14 protein-coding genes and 1 tRNA gene are annotated in these 16,555 nt (G+C 64.8%); 11 read left to right on the forward strand and 4 right to left on the reverse strand.

The features are described 5' to 3' along the window. Positions 1-5: 5 nt before the first annotated feature. The 3 genes from AWX27_RS06780 to dpiA form a co-directional block, all read right to left on the reverse strand. Positions 6-81 (reverse strand) — tRNA-Asn (locus AWX27_RS06780). Between the two features lie 114 nt (positions 82-195). Continuing rightward, positions 196-3,285 (reverse strand): beta-galactosidase, encoded by a 3,090-nt coding sequence (locus AWX27_RS06785; protein WP_060420374.1) that lies wholly within the window; start codon positions 3,283-3,285, stop codon positions 196-198. A gap of 102 nt (positions 3,286-3,387) precedes the next feature. Continuing rightward, positions 3,388-4,074: a two-component response regulator DpiA gene (gene dpiA, locus AWX27_RS06790; protein ID WP_060420376.1), complete on the reverse strand. Its 687-nt coding sequence runs from the start codon at positions 4,072-4,074 to the stop codon at positions 3,388-3,390. Between the two features lie 313 nt (positions 4,075-4,387). On the opposite strand from dpiA, the gene citC reads away from it, so the two are divergent. From citC to dhbA, 11 genes are all read left to right on the forward strand, one after another. Continuing rightward, complete coding sequence (gene citC / locus AWX27_RS06795; protein WP_004940809.1) at positions 4,388-5,458, forward strand: [citrate (pro-3S)-lyase] ligase; 1,071 nt, start codon at positions 4,388-4,390, stop codon at positions 5,456-5,458. After that, positions 5,458-5,766, forward strand: a complete 309-nt coding sequence (gene citD, locus AWX27_RS06800) for a citrate lyase acyl carrier protein (protein WP_019452464.1) — start codon at positions 5,458-5,460, stop codon at positions 5,764-5,766. Before citC ends, citD begins: the two co-directional genes overlap by 1 nt. Then, positions 5,750-6,670: a citrate (pro-3S)-lyase subunit beta gene (citE, locus tag AWX27_RS06805; protein ID WP_060420378.1), complete on the forward strand. Its 921-nt coding sequence runs from the start codon at positions 5,750-5,752 to the stop codon at positions 6,668-6,670. Before citD ends, citE begins: the two co-directional genes overlap by 17 nt. Further along, positions 6,670-8,175, forward strand: a complete 1,506-nt coding sequence (gene citF, locus AWX27_RS06810) for a citrate lyase subunit alpha (RefSeq protein ID WP_004940815.1) — start codon at positions 6,670-6,672, stop codon at positions 8,173-8,175. The genes citE and citF overlap by 1 nt, the downstream gene beginning before the upstream one ends. Positions 8,176-8,178: 3 nt before the next feature. After that, positions 8,179-8,727 (forward strand): citrate lyase holo-[acyl-carrier protein] synthase, encoded by a 549-nt coding sequence (gene citX, locus AWX27_RS06815; protein ID WP_060420380.1) that lies wholly within the window; start codon positions 8,179-8,181, stop codon positions 8,725-8,727. Further along, complete coding sequence (citG, locus tag AWX27_RS06820; RefSeq protein ID WP_060420382.1) at positions 8,708-9,592, forward strand: triphosphoribosyl-dephospho-CoA synthase CitG; 885 nt, start codon at positions 8,708-8,710, stop codon at positions 9,590-9,592. The genes citX and citG overlap by 20 nt, the downstream gene beginning before the upstream one ends. A 25-nt stretch (positions 9,593-9,617) precedes the next feature. Further along, the gene (locus AWX27_RS06825; RefSeq protein WP_004940821.1) at positions 9,618-11,081 is read left to right on the forward strand and encodes an anion permease; all 1,464 of its coding nucleotides are present in this window, start codon (positions 9,618-9,620) and stop codon (positions 11,079-11,081) included. Between the two features lie 146 nt (positions 11,082-11,227). Continuing rightward, positions 11,228-12,457, forward strand: coding sequence for a bifunctional glucose-1-phosphatase/inositol phosphatase (gene agp / locus AWX27_RS06830; RefSeq protein WP_060420384.1), 1,230 nt, complete (start codon positions 11,228-11,230; stop codon positions 12,455-12,457). Between the two features lie 161 nt (positions 12,458-12,618). After that, positions 12,619-13,311, forward strand: a complete 693-nt coding sequence (locus AWX27_RS06835; protein WP_080432909.1) for a 4'-phosphopantetheinyl transferase family protein — start codon at positions 12,619-12,621, stop codon at positions 13,309-13,311. Between the two features lie 189 nt (positions 13,312-13,500). Then, positions 13,501-14,691: an isochorismate synthase gene (locus AWX27_RS06840; RefSeq protein ID WP_043147656.1), complete on the forward strand. Its 1,191-nt coding sequence runs from the start codon at positions 13,501-13,503 to the stop codon at positions 14,689-14,691. Positions 14,692-14,791: 100 nt separating this feature from the next. After that, on the forward strand, positions 14,792-15,550 hold the full coding sequence (dhbA, locus tag AWX27_RS06845) for a 2,3-dihydro-2,3-dihydroxybenzoate dehydrogenase (protein WP_039565253.1): 759 nt from the start codon (positions 14,792-14,794) through the stop codon (positions 15,548-15,550). 1 nt (position 15,551) lies between these two features. On the opposite strand, the gene rarD is transcribed toward dhbA, so the two are convergent. Continuing rightward, positions 15,552-16,430, reverse strand: a complete 879-nt coding sequence (gene rarD, locus AWX27_RS06850) for an EamA family transporter RarD (protein ID WP_049273981.1) — start codon at positions 16,428-16,430, stop codon at positions 15,552-15,554. Positions 16,431-16,555 lie beyond the last annotated feature (125 nt).

The following is a 16,555-nucleotide window of genomic DNA, read 5'->3' on the forward strand; positions in this document are numbered from 1 at the left end:
AAATATGGCTCCTCTGACTGGACTCGAACCAGTGACATACGGATTAACAGTCCGCCGTTCTACCGACTGAACTACAGAGGAATCGTTTGAACGGGGCGAATAATAGCGAGGCGCCGTCGGCATGTCAAAGGCGGATTACACATTCTGTGACTGTTTGCTTACAGAATGCGCAACCCGTTGAGTTTTTTGGCAGATTTAGCTCTCGGGCGCCCGCTGCAGGCGCAGCTGATAGCGGTAAACGCCGGCGGTGAGCAGGTAATCCCGGTGCACGCTCGGGCTCCAGGAATCGTCGCCGCCCACCCCCATGTGGAAGCCGTCCAGATGCAGCCAGGTGCCCGCTTCCGGCTGCAGCAGGTGCTGGTGGCTGCAGGCCATCAGCTGTTGCAGGCCGTAGCGGCTGAGCGAGAAGTGGAAGCGGCCGTCGATGCGCCAGCCGCCGTAGCGCAGGCTGCGGGTGTCGCAGCGCAGGCCGTTCTCGCTGGGGAAAATATACGGCGTGTGCAGATCTGCCAGCGGCAGGCGCCAGCGCCCGTGCTGCGCGGCCAGGCGGCGATCCGGGTAGTTCTCGTGCGGGCCCAGGCCCAGCCATTCCGCCTGCGGTTGCACCGTCGCCAGTTGGCAGTGCAGGCCGATGCGCGCCGGCGGCGGCAGAGTATCGGCCACCTCGACCTCCACGCTCACGTTCACCGCGCCCAGCGCATCGAACAGCCACTGTTTGCGGCTAAGCAGCAAAATCTGTCCGTCCACGCCGAACTGGTGTTCGCTCACCACCCGCACGCCGTTTTGCAGCGCATCGGCCTGCAGCCGCGTGCAGCGTTCCTCCAGCCGGTACAGGCCCGCCAGCTTCCAGCGTTCGACCCAGGCGTTGGGATCGATATGGTCCGCCTCGCTGACGCCGATGTCGTTATCGATCGGCGCGCGCGCAAAGCCGTCGCGCAGCGGCGTCAGCAGCTGCGGCTGCTCATTCTGCCACCACTGCGTCAGGTGGCCGCTGCTGCGCTCGAAGCGCCAGCGCTGGTCGCTGTGGGTGAGGGTCAGCCCCTGATCGTCTTCAGTCAGCGTGGGCGGCACGCCCTGCGGCGGCGGCGGCGCGGGATGCAGCGCGCGCGGCACCCGCCACTGATCCCAGGCGCAGCGGTGGTGCGCTTCGGACCAGTCGGTGGCCTGCGGCTGCACCACCTCCACGTTCAGCCACAGCTCGCCGGGCTGATGCAGCATCGGCAGGCGATCGAGCAGGGTGAAGCGAGCGCTGCCCTGCGGCGGCAGCGCCAGATCGAAGCTGCCGCTGGCGCGCTCCACGCCGTCCAGCTCCAGCCGCCAGTTGAGCTGCTCGTTGTCGGTGTGGCGGAACAGGTAATCGCTGGTGACGGTCAGCGTCAGCGCGGCGGCGTCGAAGGTGAAGCGGAACAGCTGCTGCGCCCGCTGCGCTTCGAACAGCGCCGGGTGCGGGGTGCGATCCGCGAACACCAGCCCGTTCAGGCAGAACTGGCGATCGTTGGGGGTATCGCCGAAGTCGCCGCCGTAGGCCCAGTACTCTTCGCCCTGGGCGTCGCGCCTGATCAGCGCCTGATCGACCCAGTCCCAGACAAAGCCGCCCTGCAGGCGCGGATAGTGGTGGAACGCGCGCCAGTAACGCTCAAAGCCGCCGAAGCTGTTGCCCATCGCATGGGCGTATTCGCACAGGATCAGCGGCCGCTGTTCCTCCGGCAGGCCGATCCACTTGCCGATCGCCCATTTGGGCACCGCCGGGAACGGCTGATCCTGATCCACTCTGGCATACATCGGGCAGATGATGTCGGTAGCGGCGGTGTCGGCGCCGCCGCCTTCATATTGCACCGGGCGGGTCGGATCCTGGCTTTTCACCCAGCGGTACAGCGCGTCGTGGTTCACGCCGTGGCCGGACTCGTTGCCCAGCGACCAGATAATGATGCAGGGGTGGTTGCGATCGCGCTGCACCATGCGGATGACGCGCTCGCTCATCGCCGGCAGCCACAGCGGATCGTCAGCCAGGCGGTTCATCGGCTGCATGCCGTGGGTCTCGATATTGGCTTCGTCCACCACGTACAGCCCGTAACGGTCGCACAGCCGGTACCACAGCGGGTGGTTGGGATAGTGCGAGCAGCGCACCGCGTTGAAGTTGTGCTGCTTCATCAGCAGGATGTCGTGGCGCATCGTCGCCTCGTCCATCACCTGGCCGTGGCGCGGATGATGCTCGTGGCGGTTAACGCCGCGGATCAGCAGCGGCTGCCCGTTGAGCTTCAGCAACCCGCCGCTGATGTCCACCTGGCGGAAGCCGACGTCATAGGCCTCCACCTCGATGACCTCCCCCTCGGGTGAGAGCAGGGTGACGGTGGCGCGATACAGCGCGGGCGTTTCGGCGCTCCACAGCGCCGGGCGTTCTACCGGCAGGCGCAGCGTGACGCGATCGTCATAGGCGCCGCGCTCGTCCACGATTTCGCTGCCGAGCGGCTGGGTGCGTTCGGCCACCCGCGCGCCATCGCGCCACAGCTGAACCTGCACCTGCAGCGGGCCGGGCCGGCTGGCGCGCGCCGTCACCACCAGTTCGCCGCGGGTAAAGCGGTCATGCAGCGGCGTGGTGATGTGCACATCGCTCAGGTGCGCGGCGGGTTTGTGCAGTAGGCTGACGTCGCGGAAGATGCCGCTCATACGCCACATGTCCTGATCTTCGAGATAGCTGCCGTCGCACCAGCGCAGCACCATCACCGCCAGCCGGTTTTCTCCCGGCTGCAGCCACGGGCTGAGATCGAACTCCGCCGGCAGGCGGCTGTCCTGCGAATAGCCCACCCAGTGGCCGTTGCACCACAAATAGAATGCCGAGTTGACGCCGTCGAAGATGACGCGCGTCTGGCCGGCGGCCAGCCAGGCCGGATCGACGCTGAAGGTGCGCGAGTAGCAGCCGGTTGGGTTGTCTTCCGGCACGCGCGGCGGATCGACCGGGAACGGGTAGCGCACGTTGGTATAGATCGGCGCATCGTAGCCGGCGAGCTGCCAGTTGCCCGGCACTGCCAGCGGGGCGGCGTCCGGCAGATCCTGCTGCAGCCAGCCTTCCGGCGCCGCCTCTGGGCGCGGGAAATAGCTGAAGCGCCACTCGCCGTTCAGCGACCTGCGGCTGGCGCTGGGGGCATCGTCGCGCGCGTCTTCCACCGTGCGCCAGCTGGCGAACGGCGGGTGGGCGTCCAGCCGGCGGGAGTGGGTGCAGGCCGGGGTTTGCCAGTCACGGCGGGCGAGGATCTCGGTCAGGGAAGCAAGGGGCGCAGCGGGCATCGGCGATCGTCCAGTCGGCTAGGTGATGTTCACCAAGATGCTGACCGGCGCATAAAAAGTAAAGCGGTTACACGCAACCTTGCAAGGGCGATCAAATAACCGTTAATGCGGTTCGCCGGCGCGGTAGATCCGCTGTGGGCGGCCGACCTTGCCGTAAATGATCTCGGCGCGCAGCTGCTGCGCGGCGGTGCAAAACTCCAGATAACGGCGCGCGGTGGTGCGGCTGAGCCCCATTTTTTGCGCAACGCTTTCAGCGGTGTGGCGCGCGGCGGGTTCGGCAAACAGCGCGCGGACCTTGCCCAGCGTCAGCTCGTCGATGCCGGCGGGCAGCGCCGCCTGCTGTTCGCCGCGGGCGTAGGTGTTGAACATCTCGTCGATGCGGCGCTGGTTGAGGCGCGCTTTGTCCTTCAGCGCTTCGCGGCGCTGGCTGAAGCGCTGCAGGGTCTGGCTCAGCCGGTCATAGGCCAGCGGTTTGATCAGGTAGTCGAACACGCCGTAACGCAACGCCTCGGCCACGGTGGCTATGTCGCTGGCGGCGGTGATGAACACGATGCCGCCGCGATACCCGCTCAGCGTCAGTTCGCGCAGCAGGGTGATGCCCTGGCCGTCGGGCAGAAAGTTGTCCAGCAGGATCAGGTCCGGCTTGAAGCGCTCGGTCATGGCGCGCGCCTGCGCCAGGGTGCCGGCCAGCCAAATCTGGCGGCAGCCGCCGTTCTGGCGGATAAACTCCGCGTGCATTTCCGCCAGCGGCGTTTCGTCTTCAACGATCAGGATGTTCAGCCATTCCATAATGAAACCTACTATTGCAATCAAGATGCTAAATGAATGTAAGTAAATTGCGGCGCTAAATAAAGATTATCTCAATAATAAACACCATAAGATTAATTAAGCAAATAAAGAACATTAAATAACTTATTAACCGGAATCGGTTTGTGAAATAGGTCAATAATCGGCGTTTTTTTTCTGTTTACCATTGATTTATCGAACGCGAAACGGCGTTTATCTCCATGGTTTTTAAGGTTTTAATTACCCTTGTTGATGTTAATTAAAATGCCTTTTTGTATTTAATTTGTTGTTTGTCAGTTAACCCAGAGAGCGTGTTATGTTAGGCGATGCCGTATTTAATCGGGTAAAGCGATCGGATCATAAAGCGATTTCGGAAATAAGCGCCTTCTTGCGCAGTAACGATCTGAATATCGACACCACGGTTGAAATATTTATTACCGTTACCCAGCACGACAAATTGGTCGCCTGCGGCGGCATCGCCGACAATATTATCAAATGCGTCGCCATCAGCCCGCTGATGCGCGGCGAAGGGTTGGCGCTGGCGCTGGCGACCGAGCTGGTGAACCTGGCCTACGAGCGCCACCACACTCAGCTGTTTATCTACACCAAGGTGCAGAACGAGCCGCTGTTCCGCCAGTGCGGTTTCTACCCGATCGCCACCGTGCCGGGCATCGTGGTGCTGATGGAAAACAGCCCGTGCCGCCTGAAGCGCTACGCCGCCCAGCTGGCGAGCCAGCGCCGGCCGGGCGACACCATCGGCAGCATCGTGATGAACGCCAACCCCTTCACCCGCGGGCATCAGTATCTGGTGCGTCAGGCGGCCAAACGCTGCGACTGGCTGCACCTGTTTTTAGTGAAGGAAAACACCTCGCGCTTCAGCTATGAAGACCGCCGCCGGCTGGTGCTGGCCGGCACCGCCGATATCCCCAACCTCACGGTACACGAAGGCTCGCAGTACGTGATCTCGCGCGCCACCTTTCCCTGTTACTTCATCAAGGATCAGGGCGTGGCCGACGACTGTTACACCGAAATCGATCTGAAGATCTTCCGCCAGTATCTGGCGCCCGCGCTGGGCATTACCCACCGCTTCGTCGGCAACGAGCCGTTCTGCGCGGTGACCGCGAAATATAACCGCGACATGCGCTACTGGCTGGAAACGCCGGCGCTGCCCAGTCCGCCGATCGCGCTGGTGGAAATCGAGCGTTTGCAATATCAGGGCACGGCGATCTCCGCCTCCTGGGTGCGCAAGCTGCTGGCGGCGGGGGACTTCCACGCCGCCGCGCCGCTGGTGCCGCCGGACACCCTGTACTACCTGCAGGATCTGCAAACGCAGCGCCGGGCCAAGGCGGCCCCGCATCCTTTTGAGTCCGCACAATCAGGTGAATGATGAAAATTATCCGAGAAGCAATGGCCGGCACGCTGGAATCCAGCGATGTCATGGTGCGCATCGCGCCCGCCGAGGGGCCGCAGCACGATCTGTTGATCGCCAGCAGCGTGGAAAAACAGTTCGGCGCGGCGATCCGCCACACCCTGCTGGAGGTGCTGCAGCGCTATGAGGTGGAGCCGGTGCAGGTGATCGTCGACGACAAGGGGGCGCTGGACTGCGTGCTGCGCGCCCGGCTGGAAACCGCGCTGATGCGCGCCTGTGAGGGCGGCCAGCTGCCGTGGGAGGCGAAAGATGAAAACGCTGAATAAAACCCGGCTGCGCCGCAGCATGTTGTTCGTCCCCGGCGCCAACGCGGCGATGGTTAGCAACGCCTTTATCTACCAGGCCGATGCGCTGATGTTCGATCTGGAAGACTCGGTGATCCTGCGTGAAAAAGACGCGGCGCGCCGGCTGGTGTACCACGCGCTGCAGCACCCGCTGTACCAGGAGGTGGAAACCATCGTGCGCGTCAATGCGCTCGACTCCGCCTACGGCCTGGCGGACCTGCAGGCGGTGGTGCGCGGCGGCGTGGACATCGTGCGCCTGCCGAAGACCGACAGCGCGCAGGACGTTGTCGACATGGAGCGCGAGATTGCCGCCATCGAAGCGGCCTGCGGCCGGCCGGTCGGCAGCACCGGGCTGCTGGCGGCGATCGAATCGGCGCAGGGCATCACCAATGCGGTGGCGATCGCGCACGCTTCGCCGCGGCTTATCGGCATCGCGCTGGGGGCGGAAGACTACGTGCGCAACCTGCGCACCGAGCGCTCGCCGGAGGGCATCGAGCTGCTGTTCGCCCGCTGTTCGCTGCTGCAGGCGGCGCGCGCCGCCGGCATTCAGGCGTTCGACACCGTCTATTCCGACGCCAATAACGAGGCCGGCTTCCTGCAGGAAGCGGCGCTGATCAAACAGCTCGGCTTCGACGGCAAATCGCTGATCAACCCGCGCCAGATTGAGCTGCTGCACAACCTGTACGCGCCGACCGCCAAAGAGGTGGCGCACGCGCAGCGGGTGGTGGACGCCGCCGAAGCGGCGGAGCGGGAAGGGCGCGGCGTGGTGTCGCTCAACGGAAAAATGGTCGACAGCCCGGTGATTGAGCGCGCCCGGCTGGTGCTGGAGCGCGCCGCGCTGTCCGGCTTACGGGAAGAACCGGCGCAGCACGGGGAGGAAGCATGATGAACCGCCAACAACGATTGATGACCTTCGCCAACCCGGCGGATCTGCCGGGTTATCAGGACGTGTCCAAAGCCAATCTGCAGGCGCGCAAACCGCGCGATCTCAAGCTGTGCGACTCCTTGCAGGAAGCGGTGCGCCGCAGCGGACTGCAGGACGGCATGACCATTTCCTTCCACCATGCGTTTCGCGGTGGCGATTTGACCCTCAATCAGGTGATGGAGACGCTGGCGGCGATGGGGTTCCGCAACCTGACGCTGGCGTCCAGCTCGCTGACCGACTGCCATGCGCCGCTGGTTGAGCATATCCGCCACGGCGTGGTGAGCCGCATTTACACCTCCGGGCTGCGCGGCCCGCTGGCGGACGCGGTTTCGCGCGGCCTGCTGGCGGAGCCGGTGCAAATTCACTCGCACGGCGGCCGGGTCAACCTGATCGAATCCGGCGAGCTGAAGATAGACGTGGCCTTCCTCGGCGTGCCGGCCTGCGATGAGTTCGGCAACGCCAACGGTTATAGCGGTGAAGCCTGCTGCGGCTCGCTCGGCTATGCGCGGGTGGACGCCGAGGCGGCGGGCACCGTGGTGCTGCTGACCGAGCAGCTGGTGCCGTATCCGCATCATCCCGCCAGCCTGGCGCAGGATCGGGTGGATCTGATCGTGCAGCTGGAGCGGGTGGGCGACGCCGACAAGATCGGCGCTGACGCCACGCGCATGACCTCGAACCCGCGCGAGCTGCTGATCGCCCGCCGCGCCGCCGAGGTGATCGCCGGTTCCGGCTACTTCACCGAAGGCTTCTCGCTGCAAACCGGCACCGGCGGCGCCTCGCTGGCGGTGACCCGGTTCCTGGAGGACAAGATGCGCGCCCGCGGCATTCGCGCCGCGTTCGCCCTCGGCGGCATCACCTCGACCATGGTGGATCTGCACGAGAAAGGGCTGATCGGCAAGCTGCTGGACGTGCAGAGCTTCGATCGGGCGGCGGCGACCTCGCTGGCGCGCAACCCGCGCCATATCGAAATCAGCGCCAACCAGTACGCCAACTTCAGCTCCAAGGGCGCCTCTGTTGATCGGCTCGACGTGGTGGTGCTGAGCGCGCTGGAAATCGACACCGGCTTCAACGTTAACGTGCTGACCGGCTCCGACGGCGTGCTGCGCGGCGCGTCCGGTGGCCACTGCGACACCGCCGCCGCCGCGCGGCTGGCGATCATCGTTGCGCCGTTGGTGCGCGGGCGCATCCCGACGCTGGTGGAGCAGGTGACTACCTGCGTCACGCCGGGCTCCAGCATCGACATTCTGGTGACCGACCACGGCATCGCCGTCAACCCGGCGCGGCCGGAGCTGGCGCAGCGTCTGCGGGAGGCCGGCCTCGAGGTGGTGAGCATCGACTGGCTGCGCGCCCGTGCGCTGCAGCTGACCGGCGAACCGCAGCCGATCGCCTTTACCGACAAGGTGGTGGCGGTGGTGCGCTACCGCGACGGCTCGGTGATCGACGTGGTGCATCAGGTGGCGGAGTAAGCGATGGCCGCCGTCGATCCCCAACTGGCTGCTGAACGCGCGGTCAGCCTGCCGGAGCTGCTCACCAGCCGCGAATGCCGCCAGGCGCGCCAGCAGGCGTGGCTGGCGCAGCACGAGTGCACGCTGCTGGTGCTGACGCTGGTGGTGCCCGGCCCGGTGAAGGACAGCGCGCTGACGCGCGGCATCTTCAACCTGGGGTGGGCGGCGCTGCTGCGACTGTGCGCCGAACAGGGTTGGCCCAGCCCGCAGGCCGAGGCGCTGGCGCTCGCCACCGGTTGCGAAGGGTTTGTCGCGCTGCGCGCCGATGCCCAGCGGGTGAAGGACTGCGCCATGCAGCTGGAGGTGAGCCGCCCGATCGGCCGGCTGTGGGATATCGACGTGCTGGATACGCAGGGGCGCATTTTGTCGCGCCGCGACATCGGCCTGCCGCAACGGCGCTGCCTGCTGTGCGGCCAACCGGCCAAGATCTGCGCCCGCCAGCGGCGGCACAGCAGCGAGCAGCTGCTGCATGAAATGGAAAGGATGTTCAACGATGCGATCTCTGCCGATTAACCTGCCCGCCCACCGAGCCGAACCGGCCTGCGACTTCGCCCGCGCCGCTTTCCGCGCGCTGCTGGTGGAAGTCAACCTCACGCCCAAGCCGGGGCTGGTGGATCGCCATAACACCGGCGCCCACCGCGACATGGATCTCGGGCACTTCTATCGCAGCGCCCGCGCCATCGGCGTGTGGCTGCCGCGCTTTATCCAACGCGGGCGCGAGGACGCCGCTTTGCCGGCAGAGCAGCAGCTGGCGCGGCTGCGGCCGCTCGGCCTGGCCTGCGAAAACCAGATGTTTCGCGCCACCGGCGGCATTAACACCCACAAGGGCAGCGTGTTCTCGCTCGGGTTGCTGTGCACCGCCTTCGGCCGCCTGCAGCAGCAGGGCCGCGCCATCGGCGCCGAAGCACTGTGCGCCGAGGTGGCGGCGATGTGCCGGGGGCTGGTGGATCGCGAACTGCGGCGCAACAACGCCGGGCAGACCGCCGGCCAGCGGCTGTTCGCCGCGCACGGGTTGAGCGGCGCACGCGGCGAGGCGGAGGCCGGTTTCCGGCTGGTCATTGACGGCGCGCTGCCGCTGTATCGGCAACGGCTGGCCGCCGATGGCGACGAACAGCGGGCGCTGCTGGACAGCCTGCTGTGGCTGATGGCCCACAACGACGACACCAACGTCGCCTCGCGCGGCGGCCTGCACGGGCTGTGCTGGCTGCGGCGCCGGGCGGCATTGCTGCTGGCGCAGGGCGGTTCGGCGGGGGAGGCGGGTCTGGCGCGCCTGCGGCGCTTCGATGCCGACTGCATCGCTCGCAACCTCAGCCCCGGCGGCAGCGCCGACCTGTTGATAGTGACCTGGCTGCTGGCGCAGCTGGGTGCCCAAGAATAATAACCAAGCCTTCAGGAGAGTCCCTATGTCCCAAACCCAGGAAAAGATCTGGAAAGCGATAGCGCCGCTGGCGGTGCTCGCGATCCTGTTATTGATACCGGTGCCCGACGGCATGCCGCCGCAGGCCTGGCACTACTTCGCCATCTTCGTGGCGATGATCGTCGGCATGATTCTGGAGCCGATCCCGGCCACCGCCATCAGCTTTATCGCAGTGACCGTCAGCGTGCTGAGCGCCAACTGGGTGCTGTTCGGCGCGCAGGAGCTGGCGGAGCCGGGCTTCAAGGCCGGTAAAGAGGCGCTGAAATGGGGGCTGGCGGGCTTCTCCAGCACCACCGTCTGGCTGGTGTTCGGCGCCTTTATCTTCGCGCTGGGCTACGAGGCCACCGGGCTGGGGCGGCGCATCGCGCTGTTCCTGGTGAAGTTCATGGGCAAGCGCACGCTGACGCTGGGCTATGCGGTGGTGATCATCGATATCCTGCTGGCGCCGTTCACGCCGTCCAACACCGCGCGCACCGGCGGCACGGTATTCCCGGTGGTGAAAAACCTGCCGCCGCTGTTCGATTCCTTTCCCAACGATCCCTCTTCACGCCGCATCGGCGGTTACCTGATGTGGATGATGGTGGTCGGTACCAGCATCAGCTCCTCGATGTTCGTCACAGGCGCCGCGCCGAACGTGCTGGGCATCGAGTTCGTCGGCAAGATCGCCGGGGTGCACATCAGCTGGATGCAGTGGTTCCTGGCGTTCCTGCCGGTCGGCCTGCTGCTGTTGATCATAGCGCCGCTGATCTCCTACTACCTGTACAAACCGGGCGTGACCCACAGCAGCGAAGTGGCCGCCTGGGCGGATACCGCGCTGGGGGAAATGGGCAAGCTGACGCGCAAGGAATACACCCTGATCGGCCTGGTGCTGCTTAGCCTGTGCCTGTGGGTGTTCGGCGGCAAAATGCTGGACGCCACCGCGGTGTGTCTGCTGGCGGTGTCGCTGATGCTGGCGCTGCACGTGGTGTCATGGAAAGAGATCACCAAATATTCCAGCGCCTGGAACACGCTGGTTAACCTGGCGACGCTGGTGGTGATGGCCAACGGCCTGACGCGTTCCGGCTTTATCGACTGGTTCGCCCAGACCATGAGCACCCACCTGGACGGCTTCTCGCCGAACATGACGGTGGTGGCGCTGGTGCTGGTGTTCTACTTCGCCCACTACCTGTTCGCCAGCCTGTCGGCGCACACCGCCACCATGCTGCCGGTGATCCTGGCGGTCGGCAAAGGGTTGCCGGGCGTGCCGATGGAGCAGCTGTCGATGCTGCTGGTGCTGTCGATCGGTATCATGGGCGTGCTGACGCCGTACGCCACCGGCCCGGGGGTGATCATCTACGGCTGCGGCTACGTGAAGTCGAAAGACTACTGGCGCCTGGGCGGTATTCTCGGCGTGGTGTATATCGCCGCGCTGCTGCTGATCGGCTGGCCGATCATGAGCCTGTGGTACTGAGTTGAAGCCACGCGGCCACCGTCCGGTGGCCGCGGTTACGATCCTTTCCCGTGAACCCTGTCACACACTTGTCACACTAACCCCGCCATCATACTCGGGCAAACGCTAACACCTTAAAAATAATCATTTTCCGGGAGCCTCTGCGGATGAGAAAAAAAACGCTATTGCTGTGCCTGCCTTTGTTATTCACCGGGAGCGCGCTGGCGGACGCCGGCGGTTATCAGTTGGAACAGGTGCTGGTCATGAGCCGCCATAACCTGCGCGCGCCGCTGACCAACAACGGCAGCGTGCTGGCGCAGTCTACGCCGAAGGCCTGGCCGGCCTGGGAAACGCCGGGCGGCCAGCTGACCACCAAGGGCGGGGTGCTGGAAGTGTATATGGGGCACTACTTCAACGGCTGGCTGAAGCAGACCGGCCTGTTGCCGCAAGAGGGCTGCCCGACCGCCGGCAGCGTGTACGTCTACGCCAACAGCCTGCAGCGCACGGTCGCCACCGCGCAGTTCTTCAGCAACGGCGCGTTCCCCGGCTGCGACGTCAGCGTGCACCATCAGGACAAGATGGGCGAGATGGATCCGACCTTCAACCCGATTATCACCGACACCAGCGAGGCCTTCAACCAGCAGGCGCTGGCGGCGATGAACGCCGCGCTGGGCTCGCTGAAGCTGGACGCCTCTTACCAACAGCTGGCGAAGATCATCGACTACAAGGATTCCGCCGCCTGCAAGACCGACAAACACTGTGACCTGACCAAAGAAGCCAGCGTGATGAGCGCGGTGCCGGGCAAAGAACCGGGCGTCTCCGGCCCGCTGCGGGTGGGCAACTCGCTGGTGGACGCCTTTATGCTGCAGTATTACGAAGGTTTCCCGATGAAAGAGGTGGCCTGGGGCAAAATCGCCACCCCGCACCAGTGGCAGCAGCTGGCGCAGCTGAAAGACGGCTATCAGGACTCGCTGTTCACCTCACCGGTGGTGGCGCAGAACGTCGCCAAGCCGCTGCTGACCTACATCAACAACGCGCTGCTCGGCGAGCGCAAACCGGACGCGCCGAAGCTGACGGTGCTGGTCGGCCACGATTCCAATATTGCCTCGCTGCTGTCGGCCATGCAGTTCCAGCCGTATCAGCTGCCGCAGCAATACGAGAAAACGCCGATCGGCGGCAAACTGGTGTTCCAGCGCTGGCGCGACGCGCAGAACGACCGTGAATTGCTGAAGATCGAGTACGTCTATCAGTCCACCGAACAGCTGCGCAAGGCGACGCCGCTGACGCTGCAAACCCCGCCGCAGCGGGTAACGCTGGCGCTGAAAGGCTGCCCGATCGACAAAGACGGCTTCTGCGCCTGGAGCGATTTCGAAAAGACCATGAAAGGCATCTTGTAATGCCCAGCCTCTCTCCCGCGCGCGGGGGAGAGGCCTCTCCCCATCCCGGCTAACGCGCCGCCACGCAGGCCTTAACGCCATTTATTTTGCCCAGGGTCATTGTTGCAGGCCGTTTCGGGGGCTAACATCATCAGCCTGCCTGTTTATCATGGATACCGCCGTTGCCCACTTTTATCCGCAGTATCGAATTTTTCACGCCGGACGGCTATCCGGGCCAGGTGGCGCGCTGCCATTTTGCGCTGGCGGAGTATCGTGACGAGCGTTTTCCCGAGGCGGGCTTTGCGCTGCCGGATCATCTGGCACGTGCGGTGCCGAAGCGCCGCGCGGAGTATCTGGCCGGGCGTGTTCTGGCGCGGCAACTGTTGGCGCCGCTCGGTTTTGCCGACTTCACCCTGGCGCGCGGCGAAGATCGCGCGCCGCAGTGGCCACCGGGCATCGCCGGGGCGCTGAGCCATAATTCGGATACCGCGCTGTGCGCCGTGCACCGCGAGAGCGGGCTGGGCGGCGTGGGGCTGGATGTGGAGACGCTGCTCTCCGACGTGCGGGCGGAGGAGCTGTGGGGGGCGATCGTTTCCCCGGCGGAGCGCGAGGCGTTACTGCGCGAGGCGTTGCCGTTCAATGAACTGCTGACGCTGACGTTTTCCGCCAAAGAAAGCCTGTTCAAGGCGCTTTATCCGCAGGTGCGCTGTTACTTCGATTTTCTCGATGCGCGCATGGTCGCCGTGGATATGCAGCGGCAGACGTTTGTATTAGCGCTGCTTAAGACGCTGACGCCAAATTGCCCCGCCGGCCGCCGGTTTAACGGGCGTTTTTGGCGTGAAGGTGACGATGTCACGACTTTCATTTTCTGCTAAAACACAATAATAACAGTGTGTTATTTCTTACTTTGCCGTAACGCGGATTTGCCGCAGCGGGCGGAAAGATTCATTCATCGGAGATTGACCCACGGTGGGGATCCGGTGTAATTTATCCTCCTTTTATGGCTAATGATAATTATTCGCATAAACATTATCATTGGTAAGGCGCAACAAAGGAGTGGTCTAGTGGCGACACTGACGACAGAAAACCAAACCTTCCCCGGGTTTGTGTACGCCGAACAATCGACCTTTTTGTACCGGTCCGAATTCCGTTCCCTCTCCGCCGATGGCGTGTTCGAGCGTATCGAGACGCCGGCGTTCGGCGGTGAGCAGGAAGGCAGCGCGCTGGCGCAGCATATCCGCCAGGCGCTCGCGCGCGCCAAAGCCGCCGGCCAGGAGACGCCGGTGGTGGTGGGCGCCATTCCGTTCGATACGCGCCGGCCTTCCAGCCTGTACGTGCCTGAAAACTGCCAGTTTGTCGCCAACGACAGCTTTACCCGCGCCGCGCGCCCGATGCTGCAACAGCCGCATCGCCTGGCCGCCTGCACCAGCATTCCGGACGAGCCGCGCTTCAAGCACGCGGTGGCGGAAGCGGTCAGCCGCTTTAAACAGGGCAAGCTGGACAAGGCGGTGCTGTCGCGCATCCTCGACATCGAGCTGGAGCAGCCGGTGGCGGGCCACCAGATCCTCAATAACCTGATGGTGCAGAACCCGACCGGTTACCACTTTTCCTTGCCGCTGGCCGATGGCGGCGTGCTGATCGGCGCCAGCCCGGAACTGCTGATCCGCAAGCAGGGCGGCGAGATCCACACCAATCCGCTGGCGGGCTCCGCGCGCCGTCAGGACGATCCGCAGCAGGATCGCCTCGGCAGCGAGCGCCTGATGCGCTCGACCAAAGACAAATACGAACACAAGCTGGTGATCGACGACATTCGCCGCCACCTGGCGCCATTGTGCGCCAGCCTGAGCGTGCCCAGCGGCCCGTCGCTGCTCAGCACCGGCACCATGTGGCACCTGTCCACCCGCATTCGCGGCGAGCTGCTGAACCCGAATCTCAACGTGATGCAGCTGGCCTGCCTGCTGCATCCGACGCCGGCGCTGTGCGGCTTCCCGACCGAGAGCGCCCGCCAACTGATCGCCGATCTGGAACCGCACGATCGCGGCCTGTTCAGCGGCATCGTCGGCTGGTGTGACGCCAACGGCGACGGCGAGTGGGCGATCGTCATCCGCAGCGGCCTGCTGCGCGGCAACCGGGTGCGGCTGTTCGCCGGCGCGGGCATCGTCGCCGCTTCGACACCGCAGTCCGAGTGGATGGAAACCGCCGCCAAACTGGGCACCATGCTCAACGCTTTCGGCCTGAACAGCGGCGCGCTGTAGGCCTCTTTGCGGCGCAGTGCGCGCCGCGTCATACGCTTTCGCAGGAGACAACGATGAACAACAACATGACCCGGCAGCGTGCCCGGATGGCGGTGTGCGCATGAGCATTCAAATGGATTTCACCGGCAAACGCGTGTGGGTGACCGGCGCGGCGCGCGGCATCGGCGAGCAGATCGCCCGGCATTTTTTGACGCAGGGCGCCGAGGTGGTGGGATTTGACCGCGAGTTCGCCAACCCGGATCTGCCTTACCCTTGCGTGACGCTGGACATCAGCCGGCCGGAGCAGGTGGAGGCGGTGTGCCGCCAACAGCTGGCGGAGAACCCGCGACTGGACGTGTTGGTCAACGCCGCCGGCATTCTGCGCATGGGCAATACCGAAGATCTGAGCGTGGATGACTGGCATCAGTGCATCAACGTCAACGCCTCGGGGGCGTTTTACCTGTTCCGCGCCGTGCTGCCGCACTTCAAGGCGCAGCGCAGCGGGGCGATCGTCAGCATCGGCTCCAACGCCGCGCACGTGCCGCGTGCGCAGATGGCGGCCTACTGCGCCTCCAAGGCGGCGCTGACCAGCCTGAACCACTGTGTGGGGTTGGAGATGGCGCCGTTCGGCGTGCGCTGCAATCTGGTGTCGCCGGGCTCGACCGACACGCCGATGCAGCGCGGCATGTGGCAGACCGACGACGCGCAGCAACGCACCATCGCCGGCTTCCCCGAGATGTTCAAGCTGGGGATCCCGCTGGGCAAAATCGCCCGCCCGGATGAGATCGCCAACGCGGTGTTGTTCCTGGCCTCCGATTTGGCCAGCCACATCACCATGCAGGACATCGTGATCGACGGCGGCGCCACGCTGGCCGCCTGAGTCAGACCCGCTGGCGGCGCAGCAGGTGCTGCGCGCCTTCCGCCGCCAGCAGCAGCACCGCCAGCCAGATCGCCAGATAGGTCGGCCATTCGCTTTGGCCGATGCTTTCGCCGAGCAGCAGCGCGACGATCACCAGCAGCACCGGTTCCACATAGCTCAGCAGGCCGAACAGGCTGAACGGCAGCAGGCGGCTGGCGAGGATGTAGCACACCAGCGCCACGGCGCTGATGACGCCGAGCAGCGGAATGCGCCAATACAGCTCGGCATTGATCTGCAGCGCCGCTGCGCCGCCGTCGCCGAAGGCGAACCAGGCCGCCGCCGGCAGCATCAGTGCCAGCTCGCACCACAGCCCGCCGAGATTGTCGGTGCCGAAACGCCGCCGCAAAATAAAGTAGAGCGGATAGCCCAGTGCCACCACCAGCGTCGGCCACGAGACGCCGCCCGCCTGATACAGCTCATTGCCCACCCCCACCATGGCGCACGCCACCGCCAGCTTTTGCAGCAGCGACAGCCGATCGCGGTAGATCAAACGGCCCGCCAGCACCATGGTCAGCGGCAGCAAAAAATAGCCGAGCGACACGTCGAGGGCCTTGCCGTGCAGCGGCGCCCACAGGAACAGCCACAGCTGCACCCCCAACAGCGCCGAGGTGAGCAGCAGGCCCAGCAGGCGCTGCGGCCGTTGGCCGATCCAGGCCAGCGTGTCGCCCACCTTGCGCCAATCGCCGGACAACGCCATAAACAGCGTCAGGAACGGCAGCGTCAGCAGCGTGCGCCAGCCGTAGACCTGCTCGCCGTTCAGCGGGGTGAGGGTAGAGGTGAAGTAATACATCGCGCCGAACAAGATGGAGGCGACGACCGAAAGAGTGATGCCCTTAATCACACGCATTCCTGGTGAGTGATTGATTTTATGGCGGCTACTGTAGAGAAATTTGCCGCCAACGACAATGGCGTTGCCGGGCGCTGGACAATCGGCGGCGGCGGGTTACAATGATTACTGTGTATTCA

Source organism: Serratia sp. 2880STDY5682894, assembly GCF_001537385.1.
Classification (GTDB): domain Bacteria; phylum Pseudomonadota; class Gammaproteobacteria; order Enterobacterales; family Enterobacteriaceae; genus Serratia; species Serratia nevei.

What these genes read in the sequence shown, in the direction of transcription:
- citC (WP_004940809.1), top strand. Translation starts at nt 4,388, where the DNA reads ATGTTAGGCGATGCCGTATTTAATCGGGTAAAGCGATCGGATCATAAA.
- AWX27_RS06785 (WP_060420374.1), bottom strand. Translation starts at nt 3,285, where the DNA reads ATGCCCGCTGCGCCCCTTGCTTCCCTGACCGAGATCCTCGCCCGCCGT.
- citD (WP_019452464.1), top strand. Translation starts at nt 5,458, where the DNA reads ATGAAAATTATCCGAGAAGCAATGGCCGGCACGCTGGAATCCAGCGAT.
- dpiA (WP_060420376.1), bottom strand. Translation starts at nt 4,074, where the DNA reads ATGGAATGGCTGAACATCCTGATCGTTGAAGACGAAACGCCGCTGGCG.
- agp (WP_060420384.1), top strand. Translation starts at nt 11,228, where the DNA reads ATGAGAAAAAAAACGCTATTGCTGTGCCTGCCTTTGTTATTCACCGGG.
- dhbA (WP_039565253.1), top strand. Translation starts at nt 14,792, where the DNA reads ATGAGCATTCAAATGGATTTCACCGGCAAACGCGTGTGGGTGACCGGC.
- AWX27_RS06825 (WP_004940821.1), top strand. Translation starts at nt 9,618, where the DNA reads ATGTCCCAAACCCAGGAAAAGATCTGGAAAGCGATAGCGCCGCTGGCG.
- citX (WP_060420380.1), top strand. Translation starts at nt 8,179, where the DNA reads ATGGCCGCCGTCGATCCCCAACTGGCTGCTGAACGCGCGGTCAGCCTG.
- citG (WP_060420382.1), top strand. Translation starts at nt 8,708, where the DNA reads ATGCGATCTCTGCCGATTAACCTGCCCGCCCACCGAGCCGAACCGGCC.
- citE (WP_060420378.1), top strand. Translation starts at nt 5,750, where the DNA reads ATGAAAACGCTGAATAAAACCCGGCTGCGCCGCAGCATGTTGTTCGTC.
- citF (WP_004940815.1), top strand. Translation starts at nt 6,670, where the DNA reads ATGAACCGCCAACAACGATTGATGACCTTCGCCAACCCGGCGGATCTG.